Origin of the sequence: Georgenia sp. EYE_87, assembly GCF_023148685.1 — a bacterium.
Taxonomy (GTDB): domain Bacteria; phylum Actinomycetota; class Actinomycetes; order Actinomycetales; family Actinomycetaceae; genus Georgenia.
In genome coordinates this window covers 584,075-603,649 of sequence record NZ_JAHXNL010000001.1, presented here as the reverse complement: position 1 = coordinate 603,649, position 19,575 = coordinate 584,075, and the positions used below count along the sequence as shown (strand labels likewise).

General features: G+C 74.7%; 11 protein-coding genes. All 11 read left to right on the top strand.

The window, feature by feature from the left end; all coding sequences use genetic code 11:
• The first annotated feature begins 114 nt into the window (after positions 1-114).
• The 11 genes from KZX45_RS02660 to KZX45_RS02610 all read left to right on the top strand — a co-directional run bounded on the left by KZX45_RS02660 (position 115) and on the right by KZX45_RS02610 (position 19,442).
• On the top strand, positions 115-6,345 hold the full coding sequence (locus tag KZX45_RS02660) for an Ig-like domain-containing protein (RefSeq protein ID WP_248256138.1): 6,231 nt from the start codon (positions 115-117) through the stop codon (positions 6,343-6,345).
• Positions 6,346-6,432: 87 nt separating this feature from the next.
• On the top strand, positions 6,433-7,419 hold the full coding sequence (locus KZX45_RS02655) for a MoxR family ATPase (RefSeq protein ID WP_248256309.1): 987 nt from the start codon (positions 6,433-6,435) through the stop codon (positions 7,417-7,419).
• Positions 7,416-8,723 carry a DUF58 domain-containing protein gene (locus KZX45_RS02650; protein ID WP_248256137.1) on the top strand — a complete coding sequence of 436 codons (1,308 nt, stop codon included), beginning with the start codon at positions 7,416-7,418 and terminating at the stop codon, positions 8,721-8,723. The genes KZX45_RS02655 and KZX45_RS02650 overlap by 4 nt, the downstream gene beginning before the upstream one ends.
• Positions 8,720-11,044, top strand: a complete 2,325-nt coding sequence (locus tag KZX45_RS02645) for a transglutaminase domain-containing protein (RefSeq protein WP_282453116.1) — start codon at positions 8,720-8,722, stop codon at positions 11,042-11,044. Before KZX45_RS02650 ends, KZX45_RS02645 begins: the two co-directional genes overlap by 4 nt.
• A 2-nt stretch (positions 11,045-11,046) precedes the next feature.
• Entirely contained in the window at positions 11,047-15,471 is a 4,425-nt protein-coding gene (locus tag KZX45_RS02640; protein ID WP_248256308.1) for an FtsK/SpoIIIE domain-containing protein, read from the top strand.
• Between the two features lie 118 nt (positions 15,472-15,589).
• A complete protein-coding gene (locus tag KZX45_RS02635; protein WP_248256136.1) occupies positions 15,590-15,904 on the top strand; it encodes a hypothetical protein in 315 nt (104 codons plus the stop codon).
• Positions 15,901-17,277 carry a hypothetical protein gene (locus KZX45_RS02630; RefSeq protein ID WP_248256135.1) on the top strand — a complete coding sequence of 459 codons (1,377 nt, stop codon included), beginning with the start codon at positions 15,901-15,903 and terminating at the stop codon, positions 17,275-17,277. Before KZX45_RS02635 ends, KZX45_RS02630 begins: the two co-directional genes overlap by 4 nt.
• Positions 17,274-17,858, top strand: coding sequence for a hypothetical protein (locus KZX45_RS02625; RefSeq protein ID WP_248256134.1), 585 nt, complete (start codon positions 17,274-17,276; stop codon positions 17,856-17,858). The genes KZX45_RS02630 and KZX45_RS02625 overlap by 4 nt, the downstream gene beginning before the upstream one ends.
• The gene (locus KZX45_RS02620) at positions 17,855-18,562 is read left to right on the top strand and encodes a hypothetical protein (protein ID WP_248256133.1); all 708 of its coding nucleotides are present in this window, start codon (positions 17,855-17,857) and stop codon (positions 18,560-18,562) included. Before KZX45_RS02625 ends, KZX45_RS02620 begins: the two co-directional genes overlap by 4 nt.
• Positions 18,559-19,137, top strand: a complete 579-nt coding sequence (locus KZX45_RS02615) for a hypothetical protein (RefSeq protein ID WP_248256132.1) — start codon at positions 18,559-18,561, stop codon at positions 19,135-19,137. Before KZX45_RS02620 ends, KZX45_RS02615 begins: the two co-directional genes overlap by 4 nt.
• Positions 19,134-19,442: a hypothetical protein gene (locus KZX45_RS02610; protein ID WP_248256131.1), complete on the top strand. Its 309-nt coding sequence runs from the start codon at positions 19,134-19,136 to the stop codon at positions 19,440-19,442. The genes KZX45_RS02615 and KZX45_RS02610 overlap by 4 nt, the downstream gene beginning before the upstream one ends.
• Positions 19,443-19,575 lie beyond the last annotated feature (133 nt).

Genomic DNA, 19,575 nt, shown 5'->3' with positions numbered 1-19,575 from the left:
AGATCTACCCCGCCTCGGACGGCCGGAATCCGGCCGATTCTGGGCTAGCATCGTCCGCGGGCCCGCTTCTGGGTCTCCAGTCCTGGTCGGCCGTTTTCCGGGGGGAAATCCGCGTTGCGAGGAAAGAGCACGCCGCGCCGCACCGAGACGGCCTCGGGAACGACGGGGACGACGAGCGGCCGGACGTCGCGGGCGGCCGAGCGCAGGCGCCGCAGCCGCCGCCGGATCGCCTCCGGGACCGTGCTGAGCCTGGTCGCCGGCACCGTGGTGGCCGCCAGTCTCCTCCACGACGGCGTCGCCACGGCGGACGTCGAGCTCAACGACGGCGGCGTGTGGGTCACCAACGGCTCCGAGCTGCTCGTCGGCCGCGTGAACTACCCGGTGCAGCAGCTCGACGGGTCCGTCACCTCGGCCAGCAACGAGATCGACGTGCTCCAGGAGGGCTCGACGGTCCTCGTCGCCGACTCGGGCGTCGACCTGCTCTCCGCCCTCGACCCGGCCACGGTCTCCACCGACGCCGGCGGCGTCACCCTCCCCGCCGACCACCAGGTGGGCCTGGGCGGCGGCGTCGTCGCGGTCCTCGACCTCGGGTCGGGGAACCTGCGCACGGCGCCCGCGCACGCGACGGGCGTCCTGGCGGACGAGGACGCGCCGCCGCAGGCGTCGCTGGGTGCCGACGCCGAGCTGGCCGTGGGCAAGGACGGCACCGCCTACGGGCTGTCCACGTCCGACTCCGTCGTCGTCACCGTGCCCAGGGGGACCGAGGAGCTCCAGGCCGAGGCGGCAGCCGCCGCCGAGGCGGGGGAGACCGCCGAGCCGGTCGAGCTCGAGGAGACGGAGACCGGCATCGACCCGGCCGACCTCTCCGGCGCCGAGACCCAGCTGACCGTCGTAGGCGAGACACCGGTCGTCCTGACCCGCACCGCCGACGGCCGCCTCCTCCTCGGGCGTCCTGGCGCCGACCCCGCGGACCTCACCGACCTCGGGCTCGACGTCAGCCAGGTCCGGCTCCAGCACCCGGGCGAGGACAGCGACGACGTCGTCCTCGCCAGCGCCGACGCCCTGGTCCGCGTCCCGCTGGACGGCGGCGACCCCGTCACGCTGCGCGCCCCCGCGGCCGGACGGCCCGCGACGCCGGCGGTCGTGGCCGGCTGCGTCCACGCCGCGTGGGCCGGCGCCGAGAGCCACTACCTCCAGCAGTGCGGGGACGGCGAGGCCGTCGAGGCGCCCGTGCCGACCACGGCCGGCGAGCCCGAGCTGGAGTTCCGCACCAACCGCGACCTCGTCGTGCTCAACGACACCCTCACCGGCACCGTCTACCTGGTCAACGAGTCGATGACGATCGTGGAGAACTGGGACGACGTCACCCCGCCCGATGCCACGGACGAGCTCGAGGAGGAGTCCCAGCAGGACATCACCGACGAGATCCCGCTGGACCGCGAGGCCGAGAACCGCCCGCCCGTCGCCGAGGACGACAGCTTCGGCGTGCGCGCCGGGTCGACCACGATCGTCGAGGTCCTCGCCAACGACACCGACCCCGACGGCGACCTCCTCGCCGTCGGCCAGGTCGAGGGCTTCCCGCCCGGCCTGGGTGAGGTCCGGGAGGTGCTCGGCGGGCGCGCGCTGCAGGTCTCGGCCCCCGCGGGCGCCACGGGCAGCGGCAGCTTCAGCTACACCGTCGACGACGGCCGCGGGGGAGAGGCCACCGCCTCGGTCGCTCTTCGCGCGGTTCCGGAGGCGGAGAACACCGCTCCGGAGCAGCTGCGCCCGATCCGCCTGACCGTGACCTCGGGCGCCACCGGCAGCGTCAACGTGCTCACCCACATGCGCGACGCCGACGGCGACGAGCTGCTCGTGACGGGGGCGACCGCGCCGGCCGACGACGTCGTGCGGTTCACCCCCGACGGCGCCGTCGAGTTCGTCGACTCCGGCGTCACCACCGGCGCCAAGGCGGTACCGGTCACGGTCTCCGACGGGCGTGAGACCACCGAGGTGACCGTCGAGGTCGACGTCCGCGAGGAGGGCAACCTCCCGCCCGTCCCGGTCTTCGACTACTTCCGCGCCACCGCCGGCGAGGAGGTGGAGATCGAGCCGATCGTCAACGACACCGACCCCGACGGCGAACCCCTGCGCCTGGCGGACGTGCGTACCCAGGCCGACGCCACGGTCGTGCCCGACTACGACGCCGGGTCGTTCCGCTTCACCGCCGAGACCGCCGGCTCCTACTACCTGACCTACGTCGTCGTGGACGACTCCGGCAAGGACGCCACGGGTCTCGTGCGCGTCGAGGTCACCGACCCCGCCGACGGCGCACCCGTGGCCGTGCAGGACACCGCCCTGCTGCCGGCCGGCGGCGCCGTGCTCGTCGACGTCCTCGCCAACGACGAGGACCCCTCCGGCCGGCTCCTCGCGGTCCAGCAGGTCACCGTGCCGCCGGAGTCCGGGCTCGTCGTCTCCGTGCTCGAGCACCGCATCCTCAAGATCAGCGCCCGTCAGGTGCCGACCGAACCGCTGCGCTTCGGCTACACCGTCTCCAACGGCGACTCCTCCGCCGAGGGAGAGGTCGTCGTCATGCCCGTCGGGACCGACTCCGCGCTGCAGCCGCCGGTCGCCGAGGCCGACACCGCCACCGTGCGCGCCGGGGACTTCGTGACGATCCCCGTGCTCCAGAACGACTCCCACCCCGCGGGCCTGGAGTTCGAGCTCGCCCCGGAGCTCGCCGAGGCGCCCGACGCGTCCAAGGGGCACTTCTTCGTCTCGGGCGAGACCGTGCGTTTCCGCGCCCCCGCCCAGCCGCAGACCGTCAACGCCGTGTACCGCGTGGTCGACTCCGCCGGCAACGAGGCCTCCGCGCAGGTGACCGTGCACGTCCAGGCGGACGCCGAGCGCAACTCCGCCCCGCTGCCGCACCCGATCCAGACCCGCGCCTTCAGCGGCGAGCGCATCCGCATCCAGGTGCCCCTGTTCGGCATCGACCCCGACGGCGACTCCGTCCAGCTCCTCGGCGCCGGTGAGTCGCCGCAGCTCGGCCGGATCGTCGAGGTCGGCCCCGGGTACCTCGACTACGAGGCGTACGGCCACCTCGACGGCACCGACCAGTTCACGTACACGGTGCGCGACCGGCTCGGCATGGTGGCCAGCGCCTCCGTGCGGATCGGTGTCGTACCGCCCCCGCAGTCCAACCGCGCCCCCGACGCCCAGGACGACGCCGTCGAGGTCCGGCCCGGCCGCGAGATCTCCGTCGACGTCCTGGCGAACGACACCGACCCCGACGGCGACCCCCTCTACCTGCCCACCGGCGAGCTGGGGGTGCCGTTCGACCCGGTCGAGGGGGTCGACATCACGGTCGAGAACGGCATGCTGAGGATCCTGAGCCCGGGGGAGCCGACGGTCTTCACCGTGGCCTACCGCGCCACGGACAACCGCGGCGGCCAGGACACCGGCCTCCTCGAGGTCAAGGTGTCCCCGGACGCCCCGCTGCTGCCGCCGCTGGCCCGCGACGACCTCGTGCAGGCCGCCGACATCATCGATCACGACTCCGTCACCGTGCCGGTCCTGGAGAACGACGAGGACCCGGACGGCACCGCCGAGGCGCTGCGGGTCTCCGTCCCCGACGCCCCCGAGGGCGTGAGCGTCGTCGAGAACCAGGTCCAGGCGCCGGTCCTGCCGGACCGGCAGGTCATCACCTACCAGGTCCAGGACGTGGACGGGAACGTCGGGTTCGCGTTCGTCGACATCCCCGGCGTCGAGGACACCGGCCCGGTGCTGCGCACCGACGCCGAGCCCATCGAGGTCCTCACGGGCCAGACCGTCGACATCCCGGTCGCCGACTACGTCGTCTCCCCGAGCGGCAAGGACGTGCGGCTGACCGACGGGGCGTCCGTGACCGCGACGAACTCCGACGGGGCCTCGCCGGTGCTCGACGCCACCACGCTGAGCTACACCTCGGCGCCCGGCTACGCCGGCCCGGCGGCGATCACCTTCGAGGTGACCGACGGTGCGAGCGCCGAGGACGGCCTGCGGTCGGTCCTGACGCTGCCGATCACGGTCCTGCCCGACGGCGGCAACACCCCGCCGGCCTTCGCCGGCGGTTCCGTGGAGGTCTCGCCCGCCGAGCAGCCGGTGACGCTCAACCTGCGCAACCTCGTGCAGGACCCGGACACCGCCGACTTCAACCAGCTGGACTACCGCGTGGTCGAGGCCGGGTCCGGGGTGGAGGCGAGCATCGACGGCACGATCCTGTCCGTCTCCGCGCCCGCCGACACCCCCGCGGGCACCGAGCACGAGATCGTCGTCGCGGTCGCCGACCCGGTCAACGAGCCGGTCACCGGCACCGTCACGGCGACCGTCGTGCCCTCCACCCGGCCCCCGGCCGGGGTCCAGGACCGCGACCTGGGCACCGTCGACCAGGGCGAGACGCAGGCCGTCGACGTGCTGGTCGGCGCGTACAACCCGTTCCCGGGCGAGCCGCTGACCGTCGTCGACGCCTACGTCGAGTCCGGGAGCGCCGACGTCGGCTTCTCCGCCGGCCAGGTCTCCGTGACCCCGGACGCCGACTTCGTCGGACGGGTCGTCGTGCTGTTCGTCGTCGAGGACGCCACCGGCGACGCCCGGCGTCACGTCGAGGGGCGCCTGACGATGAACGTCATCGGGGCGCCCGAGCGACCCACCCCGCCGCGGGTGGAGGACGTGCGCGACAGGACGGTCGTGCTCTCCTGGACGGCGCCGGCCAACAACGGCTCGCCCATCACCGGCTACACGGTGGAGACGTCGGGGTCGACCTCGCAGTGCGCCACCACGACCTGCACGATCTCGGGCCTGACCAACAACGTCGAGTACACCTTCACGGTCACGGCGACCAACGCCGTCGGCGACTCCGAGCCCTCCGGGGCCTCCGCCGTCGCCCGCCCCGACGTCAGGCCCGAGCGCCCGGCGCCGCCGGTGCTGACCTTCGGCGACGGCGAGCTGGCCATCGAGTGGGCCGCGCCGCCGACCTCCGGCTCGCCCGTGGAGTCCTACGACCTCATGATCTCCCCGGCCGTCGGCAGTGGTCAGATCAACGTCACCGGCACGAGCCACACCTGGTCCGGCCTGACCAACGGCCAGGAGTACCGGGTCCAGGTCCGGGCGCGGAACCAGGCGCCCGACCCCTCCGAGTGGTCCGGCTGGTCCGCCGGGGAGGTGCCCGCTGGCGTCCCCGACGCCCCCGCCGCCCCGCGCGTCCAGCGCGTCGACGACCCGGTCGCCCAGCAGGTCACCGCGGTCTGGGAGGCCCCGTACGCCAACGGCGCCGCGGTCTCGCAGTACCAGGTCCAGATCTTCCGGGACGGCGGCCTGTTCCGTGACTTCGTGACGGCGAGCACGTCGTTCCAGGAGGACGCTCCCGCCGGGTCCGACTACACCGTGAGCGTCCGGGCCGAGAACAAGGCCGGCTGGTCGGAGACCTCCGCCCGGTCCCAGCCGGTGCGCTCGTTCGCCCGGCCCTCGGCGCCGGGCACGCCCACGGCCACCGCGACGGGCTCCGACGGCGTCGTCCAGCTCGAGTTCACGAACGCTCAGCCCAACGGCGACCCGATCACCGGGTACCAGGTCTCCGTCAACGGCGGCGGCTGGCAGACCCTGCGCGCCGACCGGACCGTCCGCGGCCTCAACGACGGCCAGAGCTACCAGTTCCGGGTCCGGGCGATGAACTCCTACGCCGGCGAGACCTCCGGCACCTCGAACGCCGCCGTCCCGTACGGACCGCTGGCCGGCCCGACGCTGAGCGCCAACCGCACCGCCGATCGGGAGATCACCTTCCGCTGGTCCAGCCCGAACGACAACGGCCGGCCGATCACGACCACGCAGATCCGCTTCAACGACGGCGGTGGCTGGACCGGCTGGCAGAACGTCGGCGCTTCCGGCTCCACGGCCCGTGGCGGATCCTGGGACACGGTGTACAAGGCGGAGTTCCGTGTCCAGCGGGATGTCGACACACAGCCGAGGACCGCCTCCGCCCAGGAACGGACGGCTCAGAAGCCGCCGCCACCGCCGGATCCCGTGGTCCGCGTCGCCAAGGGCTCCAGCGCCCAGGGCCAGCCAGGCTGTGCCGCCTCCGCGTGCCGTTTCGTCGCTGTGTCCTACTCCGACCTGCTCCCCGCCGGCAGCTACAGCGTGACGTTCCAGGTCAACGACGGCGGCTGGCGGAACATGGAAGGCGCCACCAGCAACGGCCGTGCCTACAACTTCCCGAACGGCAGCGGAACGGTGGAGACCACCATGTACTACGGTCACCCCGGCTACCAGACGCGGGTCATCGTCAAGGGCAACGGTCACAACCTCACCAGTGATCCGTTCACCTGGTAGCCGAGCCGCCCTCCCCACCCGAACGACCCCGCCCCCACCACCCCCGAAGGACCCCCTGTGACCGCCACCAGCACCTCCGCCCCCGTGATGACCCTGGAGCAGGCCACCTGGTTCGCCGGGACGTTCGACCGCATCGTGGAGAACGTCTCCCGGGCAGTGATCGGCAAGCAGAACGTGGTGCGCCTGGTGGTCACCACCCTGCTCTCCGGCGGGCACCTGCTGCTCGAGGACTACCCGGGCACCGGCAAGACGCAGCTCGCCCGGGCGCTCGGGCAGACCCTGCAGGCGAGGAGCAGCCGCATCCAGTTCACCCCGGACCTGCTGCCCTCGGACGTGACGGGCGTGTCGATCTTCGACCCGAAGACGCAGACCTTCGAGTTCCACCACGGCCCGATCTTCGCCAGCGTCGTGCTGGCCGACGAGATCAACCGCGCCTCGCCCAAGACGCAGTCCGCCCTGCTGGAGGTCATGGAGGAGGGCCGGGTCACCGTCGACGGCGTGCCCTACGACGTCGGCCGGCCGTTCATCGTCCTCGCCACGCAGAACCCCATAGAGCAGGCCGGCACCTACCGCCTGCCCGAGGCGCAGCTCGACCGCTTCCTGATGAAGACCTCCGTCGGCTACCCGGACCACTCGGCCACCGTGCAGATCCTGCACGGCGCCGCCCAGCGTGACCGCGCCGGTGCCCTCGAGCCGGTCATCACCGGCCAGGCCGTCTCCGACATGGTGGGGCTGGCCGACACGGTGCACGTCGACCCGGCGGTGCTCGAGTACGTCTCGCGGATCGTCGAGGAGACCCGGCGCGCCCCCGGCGTCGTCGTCGGCGTCTCGGTCCGCGGCGCGCTCGCGCTGGTGCGCGCGGCGAAGACGTGGGCCGCCGCCCACGGGCGCAACTACGTGGTGCCCGACGACGTCAAGGATCTCGCCGAGCCCGTCCTGGCCCACCGCCTGGTGCTCGAGGCGGAGGCGGAGTTCGAGGGCGCCACCGCCGCCGACGCCCTCGCCGCCGTCCTCTCCGACGTCGTGCCCCCGGCCGTGCGCGCCCAGGCGCAGGAGCAGGCACCCCGGCAGTGAGCACCGAGCGCAGCGCACGGACGGCGGGCAGCTCGACCACCGCCCGGACGGCCGGCACCACCGCACGCACCTCCCTCACCCAGCGACTGAGCACCATTCCCGGGGTCCAGGGGGCGCTGGAGCGCACCCGCGCCCAGCGGCTGGCCACCGCCCGCGTGCTCCGCTGGGTCGGGGCGATCGGCTGGGCGGCCCTCGTGGCCGGCGTCGTCGCCTGGGTGGCGGGCCGCGGCCTCGGCTGGGTGGAGCTGTTCGTCGTCGGCGTCGTGCTCGTCACCGTCTTCCTGGCCGCGCTCGCCTTCACCCTCGGCCGCCAGCCGTACGCCGTCATCCTGCGCCTCTCGGAGTCCCGCGTGGTGGTGGGGGAGCGGGCCATGGCCGGGGTGGTCGTCCGCAACACCTCCGCGCACCACGTGCTGCCCGCCCGCATCGAGATGCCGGTGGGGCAGGCCGAGGTCGCGTTCGCCCTGCCCGGGCTCCCGCGCGGCGGGGAGCACGAGGAGCTCTTCGCCATCCCCACCGCCCGGCGCGCGGTCATCGCCGTGGGGCCGGTCCGCTCGGTGCGCGGCGACCCGCTCGGCCTCGTCCGCCGCTCCATGACCTGGACGGACGTGGCGGAGCTCTACGTCCACCCCCGCACCGTGCGCCTGGCCTCCACCGCCGCCGGGTTCCTCCACGACCTCGAGGGCGCGACCACCCGGGACATCACCAGCTCCGACCTCGCCTTCCACGCGCTGCGCGAGTACATCCCCGGCGACGACCGCCGCCACGTGCACTGGCGCTCCTCCGCGCGCACCGGGAAGCTCATGGTCCGCCAGTTCGAGGAGACCCGGCGCTCGCACGTCGTCGTGGCGCTGAGCCGCAACGCGGCCGACTACTACGACGACGAGGAGCTCGAGATCGCGGTCTCGAGCGCCGGGTCGCTCGGCCTGCAGGCCCTCGCGGAGGAGAAGGACCTCACCGTCCTCACCAGCCACGAGGTCCTGCCCGCGCTCTCGCGCCGCCAGCTGCTCGACAACCTGACCCGGCTGGAGACCGGCACCGGGCCCTCCGGCGTGGTCACCATGGCCCGCGCGGTCGCCCGGGACGTCGAGCACGCCTCCATGGCGATCCTCGTCTGCGGCTCCACCGTCTCGCCGCGGGACCTGCGCGCGGCCGGCGCCGTCCTGCCGGTCGGCGTGCGCGCCCTGGCGGTGCGGGTCGACCGGGACGCCGAGTCCGGGCTGTCCACGGTCGGCGTGGTCACCGTCGTGACCGTCCGGGCTCTCGACGAGCTGCCGCGCACGCTGCGGAAGGCGATGCGATGATCCCCGCCGTCCGTCAGGTGCTGGCGCGCCGCGGGGTCGACGTCGCCGTCATCTCCTTCCTCGTCCTGGCCGCGCTCGTGCCGTTCCTGCCGGTGTTCGGCACCGCCCGGCTGGTCGCCGCCGTGCTCGGCGGGGTGCTGCTGGGGGCCGCGGTCGCCGTCGTCGGGGCCGCCCTGCGCTGGGGCGTGCTGCCGGTGCTGGCGGCCCTCGCCGCCGTCCTCGTCCTCTTCTCCGCCCTCGGGGCGCCGACCACGGCGCTGGGCGGGGTGGTCCCGACGCCGGAGACGATCGGCGCCGTGGGGCGGGGCGTGGTGACGTCGTGGAAGGACGTCGTCACCGTCCTGCCGCCGCTGGGCGCGGGCGGGAACCTGCTCACCGCCCCCTACCTCCTCGCGCTCGTCGCGACCTGCGTGTCCGTGACGGTCGCCGCGCGCACGCGCCGCCCGGTGTGGGCGCTCGTCCCGCCCGCCCTCGTGCTCGTCGTCGCCATCCTGCTGGGCACGGCGGACGTCACGACGTCGGTGCCGCTCGGCCTCGTCCTGGCCGCCGTCGGGCTGGTCTGGGCGAGCTGGCGCACCGGCCGGATGCACGCAGGGCGCGTGCCGGGCGTCGCCGCCCTGGTCGCCGTCGGCGCCGTCGTCGGCGGGGCCGCCGGGATGCTGGCCCCGCCTTCCGACCGGCTGGTGCTGCGTGAGCGCATCGAGCCGCCGCCCGACCTCCACGACTACCCGAGCCCCCTCGCGGGCTTCCGCGAGTACGTCAAGAACCACCGCGAGGAGCCCGTCCTCACCGTCGACGGCCTCCCCGCCGGGGCCCAGGTGCGCGTGGCCACCCTGGACGCCTACGACGGCACCGCGTGGGCCGTGGCCGAGCCGGCGCAGTCGGGGTCCGGGGAGTACCTGCGCATCGGCGAGCGCATCGAGCCGGAGCTCGCCGACGGCCTCCACGAGGTCAGCGTCACGGTGGGGGAGTACGCGGGCGTGTGGGTGCCCGTGCTCGGCACGCCGTACGACGTGGACTTCACCGGCGCCGGGGCCGAGGACCTCTCCCGCTCCTTCTTCTTCAACCGGTCCACCGGGACCGGGCTGACCACCGCGGGGCTCGCCCCCGGGGACACCTACGAGGTGCTCGCCGCGGTGCCGGTGCGGCCGACCAACACTGAGCTCGCGGGCGCCCCGCTCGCCGACGTCCCCCTCCCCGAGGTGACGGTCCCCGACGTCGTCACCACGGTGGCGGCCGCGCTGACGGCGGACGCCTCGACCAGCATCGCGCGCATCCAGGCGGTCGAGCAGGGGCTGCAGGCGGGGTACTTCTCGCACGGGCTGGAGGGGGAGACGCCGTCCCTGCCCGGGCACGGCGCGGCCCGCCTGGACTCCCTGCTGGGCGGCGAGGACCCCATGGTGGGCGACGAGGAGCAGTACGCCGCCGCGATGGGGCTGATCCTCCGGTCGATGTCCGTGCCGGCGCGTGTGGTCATGGGTTTCGAGGCCCCGGCGGGCGCCGACGGGCCGGTGGAGCTCACCGGCGACGACGTCACGGCGTGGGTCGAGGTGCCCTTCGAGGGTCACGGCTGGGTGCCGTTCTACCCGACGCCGGACGAGGACCGGATCTGGCAGGAGGAGTCGCCGCTGCCGCAGAACCGGCCGCAGCCGCAGGTGCTCCAGCCGCCCCCGCCGGCGCAGGAGCCCCCGGACGCCCCGCCGTCGGACCGGCAGGACGTGGAGATCGAGGACGAGGAGGAGAAGGAGGACGCGGCCCTCCCGGTGGCGCTGCTCGTCGCCGCGGCCGCCGCCGGGGTGCTGCTCATAGTCCTGGCGCCGCTGCTGGTGATCCTCGCGGTCAAGCTGCGCCGTCGCCGGCGCCGGCGCACCCTCGGCCCCCCCTCGACGCGGGTGGCCGGCGGCTGGGCCGAGATCGTCGACGCCGCCACCGACCTCGGCGTGGAGGTCTCGCGGACCGCCACCCGCTCCCAGGCCGCGGGCGAGATGGTCGCCGCGCTGGCCGCACCGGGCGAGGCCACCCGGCGTCAGCGCCGGACCGCCCCGGTCGACGCCTCCGCCGCGCGGGCTGCGGACCTGGCGCGCCGCGCCGACGCCGGCACGTTCGGCCCGGCCGAGCCGGGCGAGGACCACGTCACCACCTACTGGGGCGAGGTGGAGGCCACGCTCGTGCGGCTCCGCACCGCCGTCGGGCGCCGGCGCTGGTGGCGTTCCCGCGTCTCGACCCGGTCACTCCGCCGGACCCGGCGCCGCGACCCGCGGACGACGGCGGGCGCACGAACCACGGACAGCGCCGGCACCGCGCCGCGCCGGAAGGACTGAGCATGCGGATCAAGCTGACCCTCCTGCGCACCAGCGCCGAGCCGGTCGACCTGGCGGTGACCGTGGACGGCACCGCCACGGTCGCCGACGTCGCCCGGAACCTGCACGAGACGGACCCGGTCCCGCCGTCCCTCGGCGAGCCGGAGCTCGCCACCCTCACCCTGCGCCGCCACGCCCGCGACGGCGCGCCCGAGCACACCCGTCTGCTCGACCCCGACGCCCCCGCCGCCCAGGCGGTCCGGCCCGGGACGGTCGTGTCGCTGGCCCGGGCGACGCAGGGGTTCGAACGCCGCGACCCCCAGGCCCCGCCGGTCGCCCGCATCACCGTGGTGGAGGGCCCCGAGACCGGACGGGTGGTCGACGTGCCCGAGGGCACCACCATCATCGGGCGGGGCAAGGGGTGCGACGTGCGCCTGGCCGACGCGACCGTCTCCAAGGAGCACGCGCGTCTCTCCGTCACGGACGTCATCGAGATCGCCGACCTGCGCTCGGCCAACGGCCTGCTGATGGGTGACGGTCAGGTGCAGCGCGCCGTGCTGCTCCCGCAGGACACGGTGAGCCTGGGCGACACCACCATCCGCGTCGAGCGCATCGCCGCCTCCCGGCACGCCCGGCCCGACGCCGCCGTCGTGGAGTTCAACCGGTCCCCGCGCCTGGCGCCGGTGTTCGCCGGCGAGGAGGTCGAGGCACCGAAGCCGCCCGCCCCGGAGAAGCCCGCGAAGTTCCCGATCGTCATCCTGCTCGTCCCGCTCGTCATGGTGCCGATCTTCCTGGTGATGGGGCGGGACCCCCTGATGCTGGCCTTCATGGCGATGATGCCGCTGATGGTCATCGGCACCTACGTCGACCAGCGCATCACCAACCGGCGCAACTTCCGGGCCGAGGTCGAGCAGTTCGAGCGGACCGTCGCCTCGGTGCGTGCGGACCTGGAGGAGCGGCGGACCACCGAGCGCACGGTGCGCCTGGCCGAGCACCCCTCGGCCGGGGAGCTGCACCGCGCCGTGATGTCGCTCGAGCCGCTGCTGTGGACCCGGCGCCCGGAGCACGACGCCTTCCTCACGCTCCGCCTCGGTGTCGGCACCGTGCCCTCACGCACCGAGGTGAAGGTCCCGAACCGCGGCAACACCCTCGACGAGTTCTGGGACCAGGTCACCGCCCTCCGGCAAGACATGCTCATGGTCGACGGCGTCCCGGTCACCGCGGACCTGCGCGAGTGCGGGGCGGTCGGTCTCGCCGGGCCCCGGCAGGTGCTCGACGACGTCGCCCGCGCCGTCGTCGGCCAGCTGGTCGCGATGCACTCGCCCGCCGAGCTGGTCCTCACCGTCGCCACCTCGGCCGCCAGCGCCGCCCGGTGGGACTGGACGAAGTGGCTGCCGCACGTCGGCTCCGTCCACTCGCCCCTCGACGGGCCGCACATCGGCTCGCACCAGGCGGGCGTCCTGCAGCTGGTCTCCCGGCTCGAGGGGCTGGTCGACGACCGGCTCGCCGCCCGCGGCTCCCGCGAGAGCCTGCACCTGCCCGTCGTGGTGCTGCTGGTGGAGGACGACGCGCCCGTCGAGCGCGGCCGCCTGGTCCGGCTCGCCGAGGAGGGGCCCGCGGCGGGCGTGCACGTGATCTGGTGCGCGGGCGCCGTGGAGCGCCTGCCCGCCGTCTGCCGCACCTTCGTCGCGGTCACCTCCAGCACCGACGCCGGCGCCGCCGGCTACGTCCGGTCCGGCACCGCGGTGACGCCCATGACCTGCGAGACCCTGTCCTCGGCGCACGTCGCGGCCCTGGCCACCCACCTCGCCGCCGTCACCGACGCCGGCGCACCGGTCGACGACGCCTCCGACCTGCCCGGGCGGGTCTCCTACCTCGCGCTTGTCGGCCCCGAGGTGGCCCAGGGGGCGCAGGGCATCCTCGAGCGCTGGCAGGAGAACGGCTCCCTCACGCCGCGCGACGGGCGCCCGCCCCAGCGGCGCCGACACGACGCCAACCTGCGCGCCCTCATCGGCCAGGGCGCCACCGAGGCGTTCACCCTCGACCTGCGGACGCAGGGCCCCCACGCCCTGGTCGGGGGGACGACCGGCGCGGGCAAGTCGGAGTTCCTGCAGTCCTGGGTCCTCGGCATGGCCACGGCCCACAGCCCCGACCGGGTCACGTTCCTGTTCGTCGACTACAAGGGCGGCTCCGCCTTCGCGGACTGCGTCAAGCTCCCGCACACGGTGGGGCTGGTCACCGACCTCTCGCCGCACCTCGTGCGCCGCGCGCTGACCTCCCTGCGCGCCGAGCTGCACCACCGCGAGCACCTGCTGAACCGCAAGGGCGCGAAGGACCTCGTCACGCTCGAGCGCACCGGCGACCCGGAGGCGCCGCCGAGCCTGATCATCATCGTCGACGAGTTCGCGGCCCTGGCCACCGAGGTCCCGGAGTTCGTCGACGGCGTCGTCGACGTCGCCCAGCGCGGCCGGTCCCTCGGTCTGCACCTCGTCCTCGCCACGCAGCGCCCCGCCGGGGTCATCAAGGACAACCTCCGGGCGAACACCAACCTGCGCGTGGCGTTGCGGATGGCCGACGAGAACGACTCCTCCGACGTCCTCGGCCTGCCGATGGCGGCCCACTTCGACCCGGGCACCCCAGGCCGCGGCGCCGCGCGCACCGGCCCCGGCCGGATCACGCTGTTCCAGGCCGGGTACGCCGGCGGGCGCACCACCGACGCCGCACCGAAGGCGCAGGTCGACGTCGAGACCCTCGCCATGGGCGCCGGGGTCCGGTGGGAGAGGCCGGAGCGGCCCGAGGAGGAGCGCGCGGCCGACCGCCGCGAGGAGGGGCCCACGGACATCGCGCGCATCGTCGCCTCGGTGCGGGCGGCCGCCGACGCGGCGGGGGTACCGGCGCCCCGCAAGCCCTGGTTGCCCACGCTCGCCGAGGTACAGGACCTCTCGGCCCTGCGGCCGCGCACCGACTCGGCGCTCGTCCTCGGCGTGGTCGACGACCCGGCGCACCAGCGACAGGCCACCACGTACTACCGGCCCGACACCGACGGCAACATCGTCTTCTACGGCGCCGGCGGCGCCGGCAAGTCGACGGCGCTGCGTACCCTCGCCGTCGGCGCCGGGATCACCCCGAAGGGGGGACCGGTCCACGTCTACGGGCTCGACTTCTCCTCCGGCGGCCTCGCGCCGCTCGAGGTGCTCCCGCACGTGGGCGCGATCATCGACGGGGACGACGCCGAGCGTGTCCAGCGCCTGCTCGGCACGATGCGCGACCTCGTCGAGGAGCGCTCCGTGCGCTACGCCGGCGCTCGCGCCGGCAGCATCGAGGAGTACCGCGACATCACCGGCCTGGCCGACGAGCCGCGGGTCCTGCTGCTCGTGGACGGGTACGCCGCGTTCCGCGCCGAGTGGGAGACGGTGATCGGCCGGGCGCCCTGGTACCAGCTGTTCCTCCAGCTGCTCGTCGACGGCCGCTCCGCGGGCGTGCACGTCGCCGTCACGGCCGACCGCCCCGGCGCCGTCCCGACCTCCGTGACCGGGTCCCTGCCGCGGCGCGTGATCATGCGCATGGCGGACGAGAACGCCTACCAGCAGCTCGGCGCACCCAAGGACGTCCTCGACGCCGGGTCCGCGCCCGGGCGGGCGATCACCCCCTCCGGCCTGGAGATGCAGATCGCGGTCCTCGGCGGGACGCCGAACCTGGCCGAGCAGGTCCGGGCGATCGAGAAGCTCGCCGGCACCCTGCGCCGGACGGGCACCCAGGAGGCGCCGCGCGTGCGCCGCCTGCCCGAGGTGGTGCCCTCGGAGGAGATGCCGGTCCACGTCGGCGGCCTGCCGGTGCTCGGCGTCGCGGACGACACGCTGGCCCCGATCGGGTTCGAACCCGTCGGGACGTTCCTGCTCGCGGGCCCGGCGGAGTCCGGCCGGACCAACGCCCTGCGCTGGCTCACCCACGCGCTGGCCGAGGCGGAACCGGCCACCCGGTTCGTCTACCTGGGGGCGCGGCGCTCGGTCCTGGCCGGCCAGGACCTCTGGGAGCGCACCGCCACCGGCGCGGCCGACGTCGCCGACCTCGCCAAGGAGGTCCTCCCGCTGCTCGCCGCGCCGCCGGACCGCGGGCAGCCCGGCGTCGTCCTCGTGATCGAGAACCTCTCGGACTTCCTGTCCAGCCCCGCGGAGAAGCCGGTCACCGAGCTCATCCAGCACGTGAAGCGCAACGAGCACCTGGTGATCGCGGACGGCGAGACGTCCACCTGGGGATCGTCCTGGCCGCTGCTGGCGGAGGTCCGCAACGGCCGCCGCGGGCTCGCGCTGCAGCCGGAGTCGGTCGAGGGGGACTCGCTGTTCCGCACCTCCTTCCCGCGGGTGCAGCGCAAGGAGTTCCCGCCCGGGCGCGGCATGTACGTGGCCAAGGGCAAGGTGCGGAAGGTGCAGCTGCCGCTGCTCGGGTGAGCGACAGGCCGTGGGCGCGCGGCAGGGGAGTTGTCCCCATGCCGGGTGCATGCAGCGCGGCCGACGGGTGAGGTACAAATCTAGGCAGGAACCACATGGCGCACGTACGGGGGGTCTGATGGGCGAGAGCGACTTCAAGGTGGACACCGAGGTGCTCAGGAACGCCGGCGCCCGGCTCAGAGATGTCGTCGAGTCGCTGCAGGGCGCCAAGGACGACGCCGCCTCCCTGGCAGGTCACGTGGGCCACGCCGGGCTGGCCGGCCGGGTCCGCGACTTCGCCGACAGCTGGCAGAGCCGCCGCCAGGAGATGCTCGAGACGATCGGCAGCCTCGGTGAGGTGTCCGAGAACGTCGGCATCGCCTTCGAGGAGTGGGACAGCGAGCTCGCCAGGGCCGTCTCCGCCGACCCCGAGCACGCCGGAGGAGCGCGATGAGCCGCCCCACCGACTGGTCGCCCCTCCAGCAGTGGGAGGACCCGGTCCCGGGTGACCCGGACGAGGTGTCCGCGGGGGCCGAGGCAATGTCTCGGGTGGCCACCACCATCAGGGAGGCCGCCGAGAACCTCCGCGCCCTGGGCGCCGACGACGGCATGCGCAGCGAGGCCGTCGAAAAGTTCCGGCAGCGTGCCCTCGAGGTGGCCGCCGAGATCGAGCTGGCCGAGGACCGCTACGCCGGCACGGCCACGGCGCTGGCGGGGTACGTCGAGCCGCTCAGGACCGCCCAGCAGTGGTCGGTCGAGGCGCTCGAGGCCGCCTCGCGGGCGCGGCAGGACCTGAACGCCGCCGACACCGAGGTCTCCGACCTGCTCCACCAGCGCCAGGCCGCGCCGGACGAGGCGGCGCAGGCCCGGGTCGACGGCGAACTCCAGGCCGCCTGGTCCCGGCAGGCGACGGCGCAGGGGACGCTCGACGACGCCTTCGCCACGCTGTCGAGGGCGACCGGACACCGCGACGGGGCGGCCGAGACCGCGATGGGCCTGATCGACAACGCTCTGAAGATCAACGACCTGGACGACCCCGGCTGGCGTCAGTTCCTCAACAAGAACGCCGAGTTCCTCGACACGGTCGGCACGGTCCTGGGCGTCGTCGCCGCGGTCCTGGCCGTGGTGTCCCTCTTCATCCCCGGCGTCAACCTCTTCACCATCGGCCTCGTCGTCGGCCTCGGGGCGGCGGGGATCAACTTCGCCCTGGCCGAGAACGGGAACAAGGACTGGGGCGACTTCTTCATGGACGCCGTCGGGCTCGCCACCCTCGGGATCGGCAGGATCGGTGCCCTGGCGTTCAGGGGCGCGCGGGCCGCCCGCGCCGCCCAGGTCGCCCGCAACCGTGGCAACGTGCTGGCGCCGCCACGGCCCGCCGGCGTCCCGCGCGGCGGCCGCGCGGGCAACCGTGCGCGGTCCCGCCGGGCCCGGCGAGGAGCCGAGGCGCAGCGGGCGGAGTACCTGCGGATGACGACGCCGGACCAGCGGGTCGCACTGCGGGAGCCCGGGTCGTGGTTCGCCTCGGCACGGCAGAACGTGGCGGACAACGGGTGGAGCAACGTGCTGCGCTCGGGCGGCGGCTCGGACGCCTACCAGATGAGTTACTACCAGCAGATGGCCGTCCAGGGGAGCGGTGGCGGCCGCGCCGCCCGGGAGATCATGGTCATCGACCAGATCACCGGGAACTACCGGAACTTCGAGGGGGCGCTGGCCCTCTACGCCGCGACACCCCTCAAGGACGGCGCCGCCACCTGGGGCGGGAACCTCATCGACCCGTACCTGCCGGACCAGCGCCTGCAGCACGACGTCGGCGGCGTCCTGAAGTGACCGGCAACTCCGTCACCGCCCGGGCTCGCCCGACCCCGCTGCGGCAGTTCCAGCTCGTGGGGCTCGTCCACCTGGCCCTGTTCGCCTGGACGGGCCTGTACCTCTACGCGCCGCGCCACTACACCGGCGGGCTCGAGGCCGCCCTCTCCGACCCGGCCCACGGCACCTTCGGGGAGCGGTTCTACTCCGCCGTCGCCGCGGCCCTCTCCTGGGGCCACGTGCCCGTGGTGTACCTGCTCGGCGCCTGGGGAGTCGTCCTCGCGGTCGGGTCGATCCGCACCGGCGGACGGACGCCGTTCGACCCCGGGCGCATCCCGACCCACCTGCTCTTCTGGGGGTCCCTGGTGATCGCGGGCACGATCCGGGGCATCGCCGGCTGGACGGCCGGCCCGCACAGGTTCCTGGACAGCCAGTACTACGGCGTCTCCTTCGGCGTCTTCTGGCTCTGGCTCGCGCTGGCTCTCGCCGCGGTACTGGTCGCCGCGGTGCGGGCGGGCCGCGGGGTCCCGTCGCCGGACAGTGGAGCCGGGCAGTCGCGGGCGGCCCGGCTCATGGCACGACCGCCGGGGGAGCCGCGATGAGCGGGCACACCACGGGGTTCTCGATCGTCGTCCCGCCGGGCTGGGTACGCATCCCCGTCGGGAAGGGGTCCCGCCAGGCCGTCACCGCGGTGCTGGACCGCACCTTCGCCGGGATCGAGGACCCCCGGGTGGCGGGCCTGCGCCGGCAGCTGCAGACGGCGATCACCCGCCAGGTCCGCGCGGCCGCCGCGCAGAGCGGCGTCGAGCTCTACCTGCCGGTCGAGCGCGTGCACGGGGTGACGGTGCCCGCCTCCGCCATCGTGAGCCTGCCCCGCCTCGAGCCCGCGGAGGACCCCGCCGACGTCCTCCTCGCCGTGGTCGCCCGCCGGCCGGGGGCGGAGGTCGTCGAGATCGGCGGCGCCCCCGCCGTGCGGACGCTCGAGCACCTCGCCGGGAGCGGAGCGGTCGGCGTCGGCGAGGAGGGCGCCCCGGCACGCCGGCAGCTCACCTACTACCTCGCGGAGGCCGGGGCCGGGGCGCGGTACGCCGTCGTCTCGGCCAGCATCCTCGAGGGCCCCGACGACGGAGGTGCCGCGGTTGCCGACGCCGTCACCGAGCTGATCGACGCGATGCTCACCACCTTCCGCTGGGTGCGGCGGGGGCAGGAGCCGGAGCGGGTGCAGGTGCCGGAGCGCCAGGCCCTGGAGCCGGCGCACGTCCCCGTGCGGGCGCAGGCGGCCGCGTCGGAGGAGGACGCCCGATGAGCGCGTCCCTGGTGGCCAGCCCCGACCCGGCCGTGTGGGTCCGCGTGCCGGGCGACTACCCCGACCGCCGCGGGGACGGCCCGGCCGCGTGGGCCCGGGCCGTCGCCGCCGACTACGGACCCGCCGACGAAGCCGGCCGCGAGGTGCTCGCCCGCCTTCTGCAGGACCTCGCGGAGAGCGAGGCCGGTCACGACGGCGCCGTCTACGTCTACCTGCCCGAGGACCTGAGCCGCATGGCCAAAGCCCGGCTGCTGACCGGTCCCACGGCCGGACTCGCGGAGCTCGAGGCACCCGCCTCGCCGCTCGCGCCCGCGGCCGACGTCATCGAGGCGGCGCACCTCGGACCGGCGACGCGCACGGTGTCCGCGGGCCGGGCGCACCCCGGCACCGACGACCTGCTGGTGACGGTCGCGTACCGCTGGGACCTCGAGGGCGGGACGACCGTGCTCCTCACGCTCGCCACGCTCGACCCCGGCCACGCCGTGGGCATGATCGAGGAGCTGGACGACTTCGCCGACAACCTCTGGCTCGAGGCGGACCCGGCCGGAGCCGCGGACCCGACAGGAGAATCATGACGCGAGACGACCCTGCGGCCCCGCCGCAGCGGCCCTACCAGGAGCTCGCCGCCCTGGCCCGGTCCGGCCGCGGGGACGAGCTGACGAGCCAGGAACGGGACGTCGTCGGCGTCGGGGCGGGCGGGTCCGCCGTCGCCGCCCTGCTGCTCGGCGTCCTCGGGCTGGGCCCGGTCGGTCTGGTCCCGGCGGTCCGTGCCGCGCGGCGCGGGGGCACGGCGTCCTGGGTCGGCAGGCTCGGGCTGCTGCTGTGCGCCACGAGCACGGCGATCATCGTCGGGGCCCTGCTCTTCGCGGCGCTCACCTGACGCGTCCCGGCGGTCCGGAGGCTCGCGGGTGAGCTGTCTCGTCTCCCGGCCCGCGGGGATCGTCTCGCCTCGGGGCCGGTGGGGAGTTGTCCCCATGGGGTCGGGACCCGCGGGGAGTTGTCCCCATGGGTAG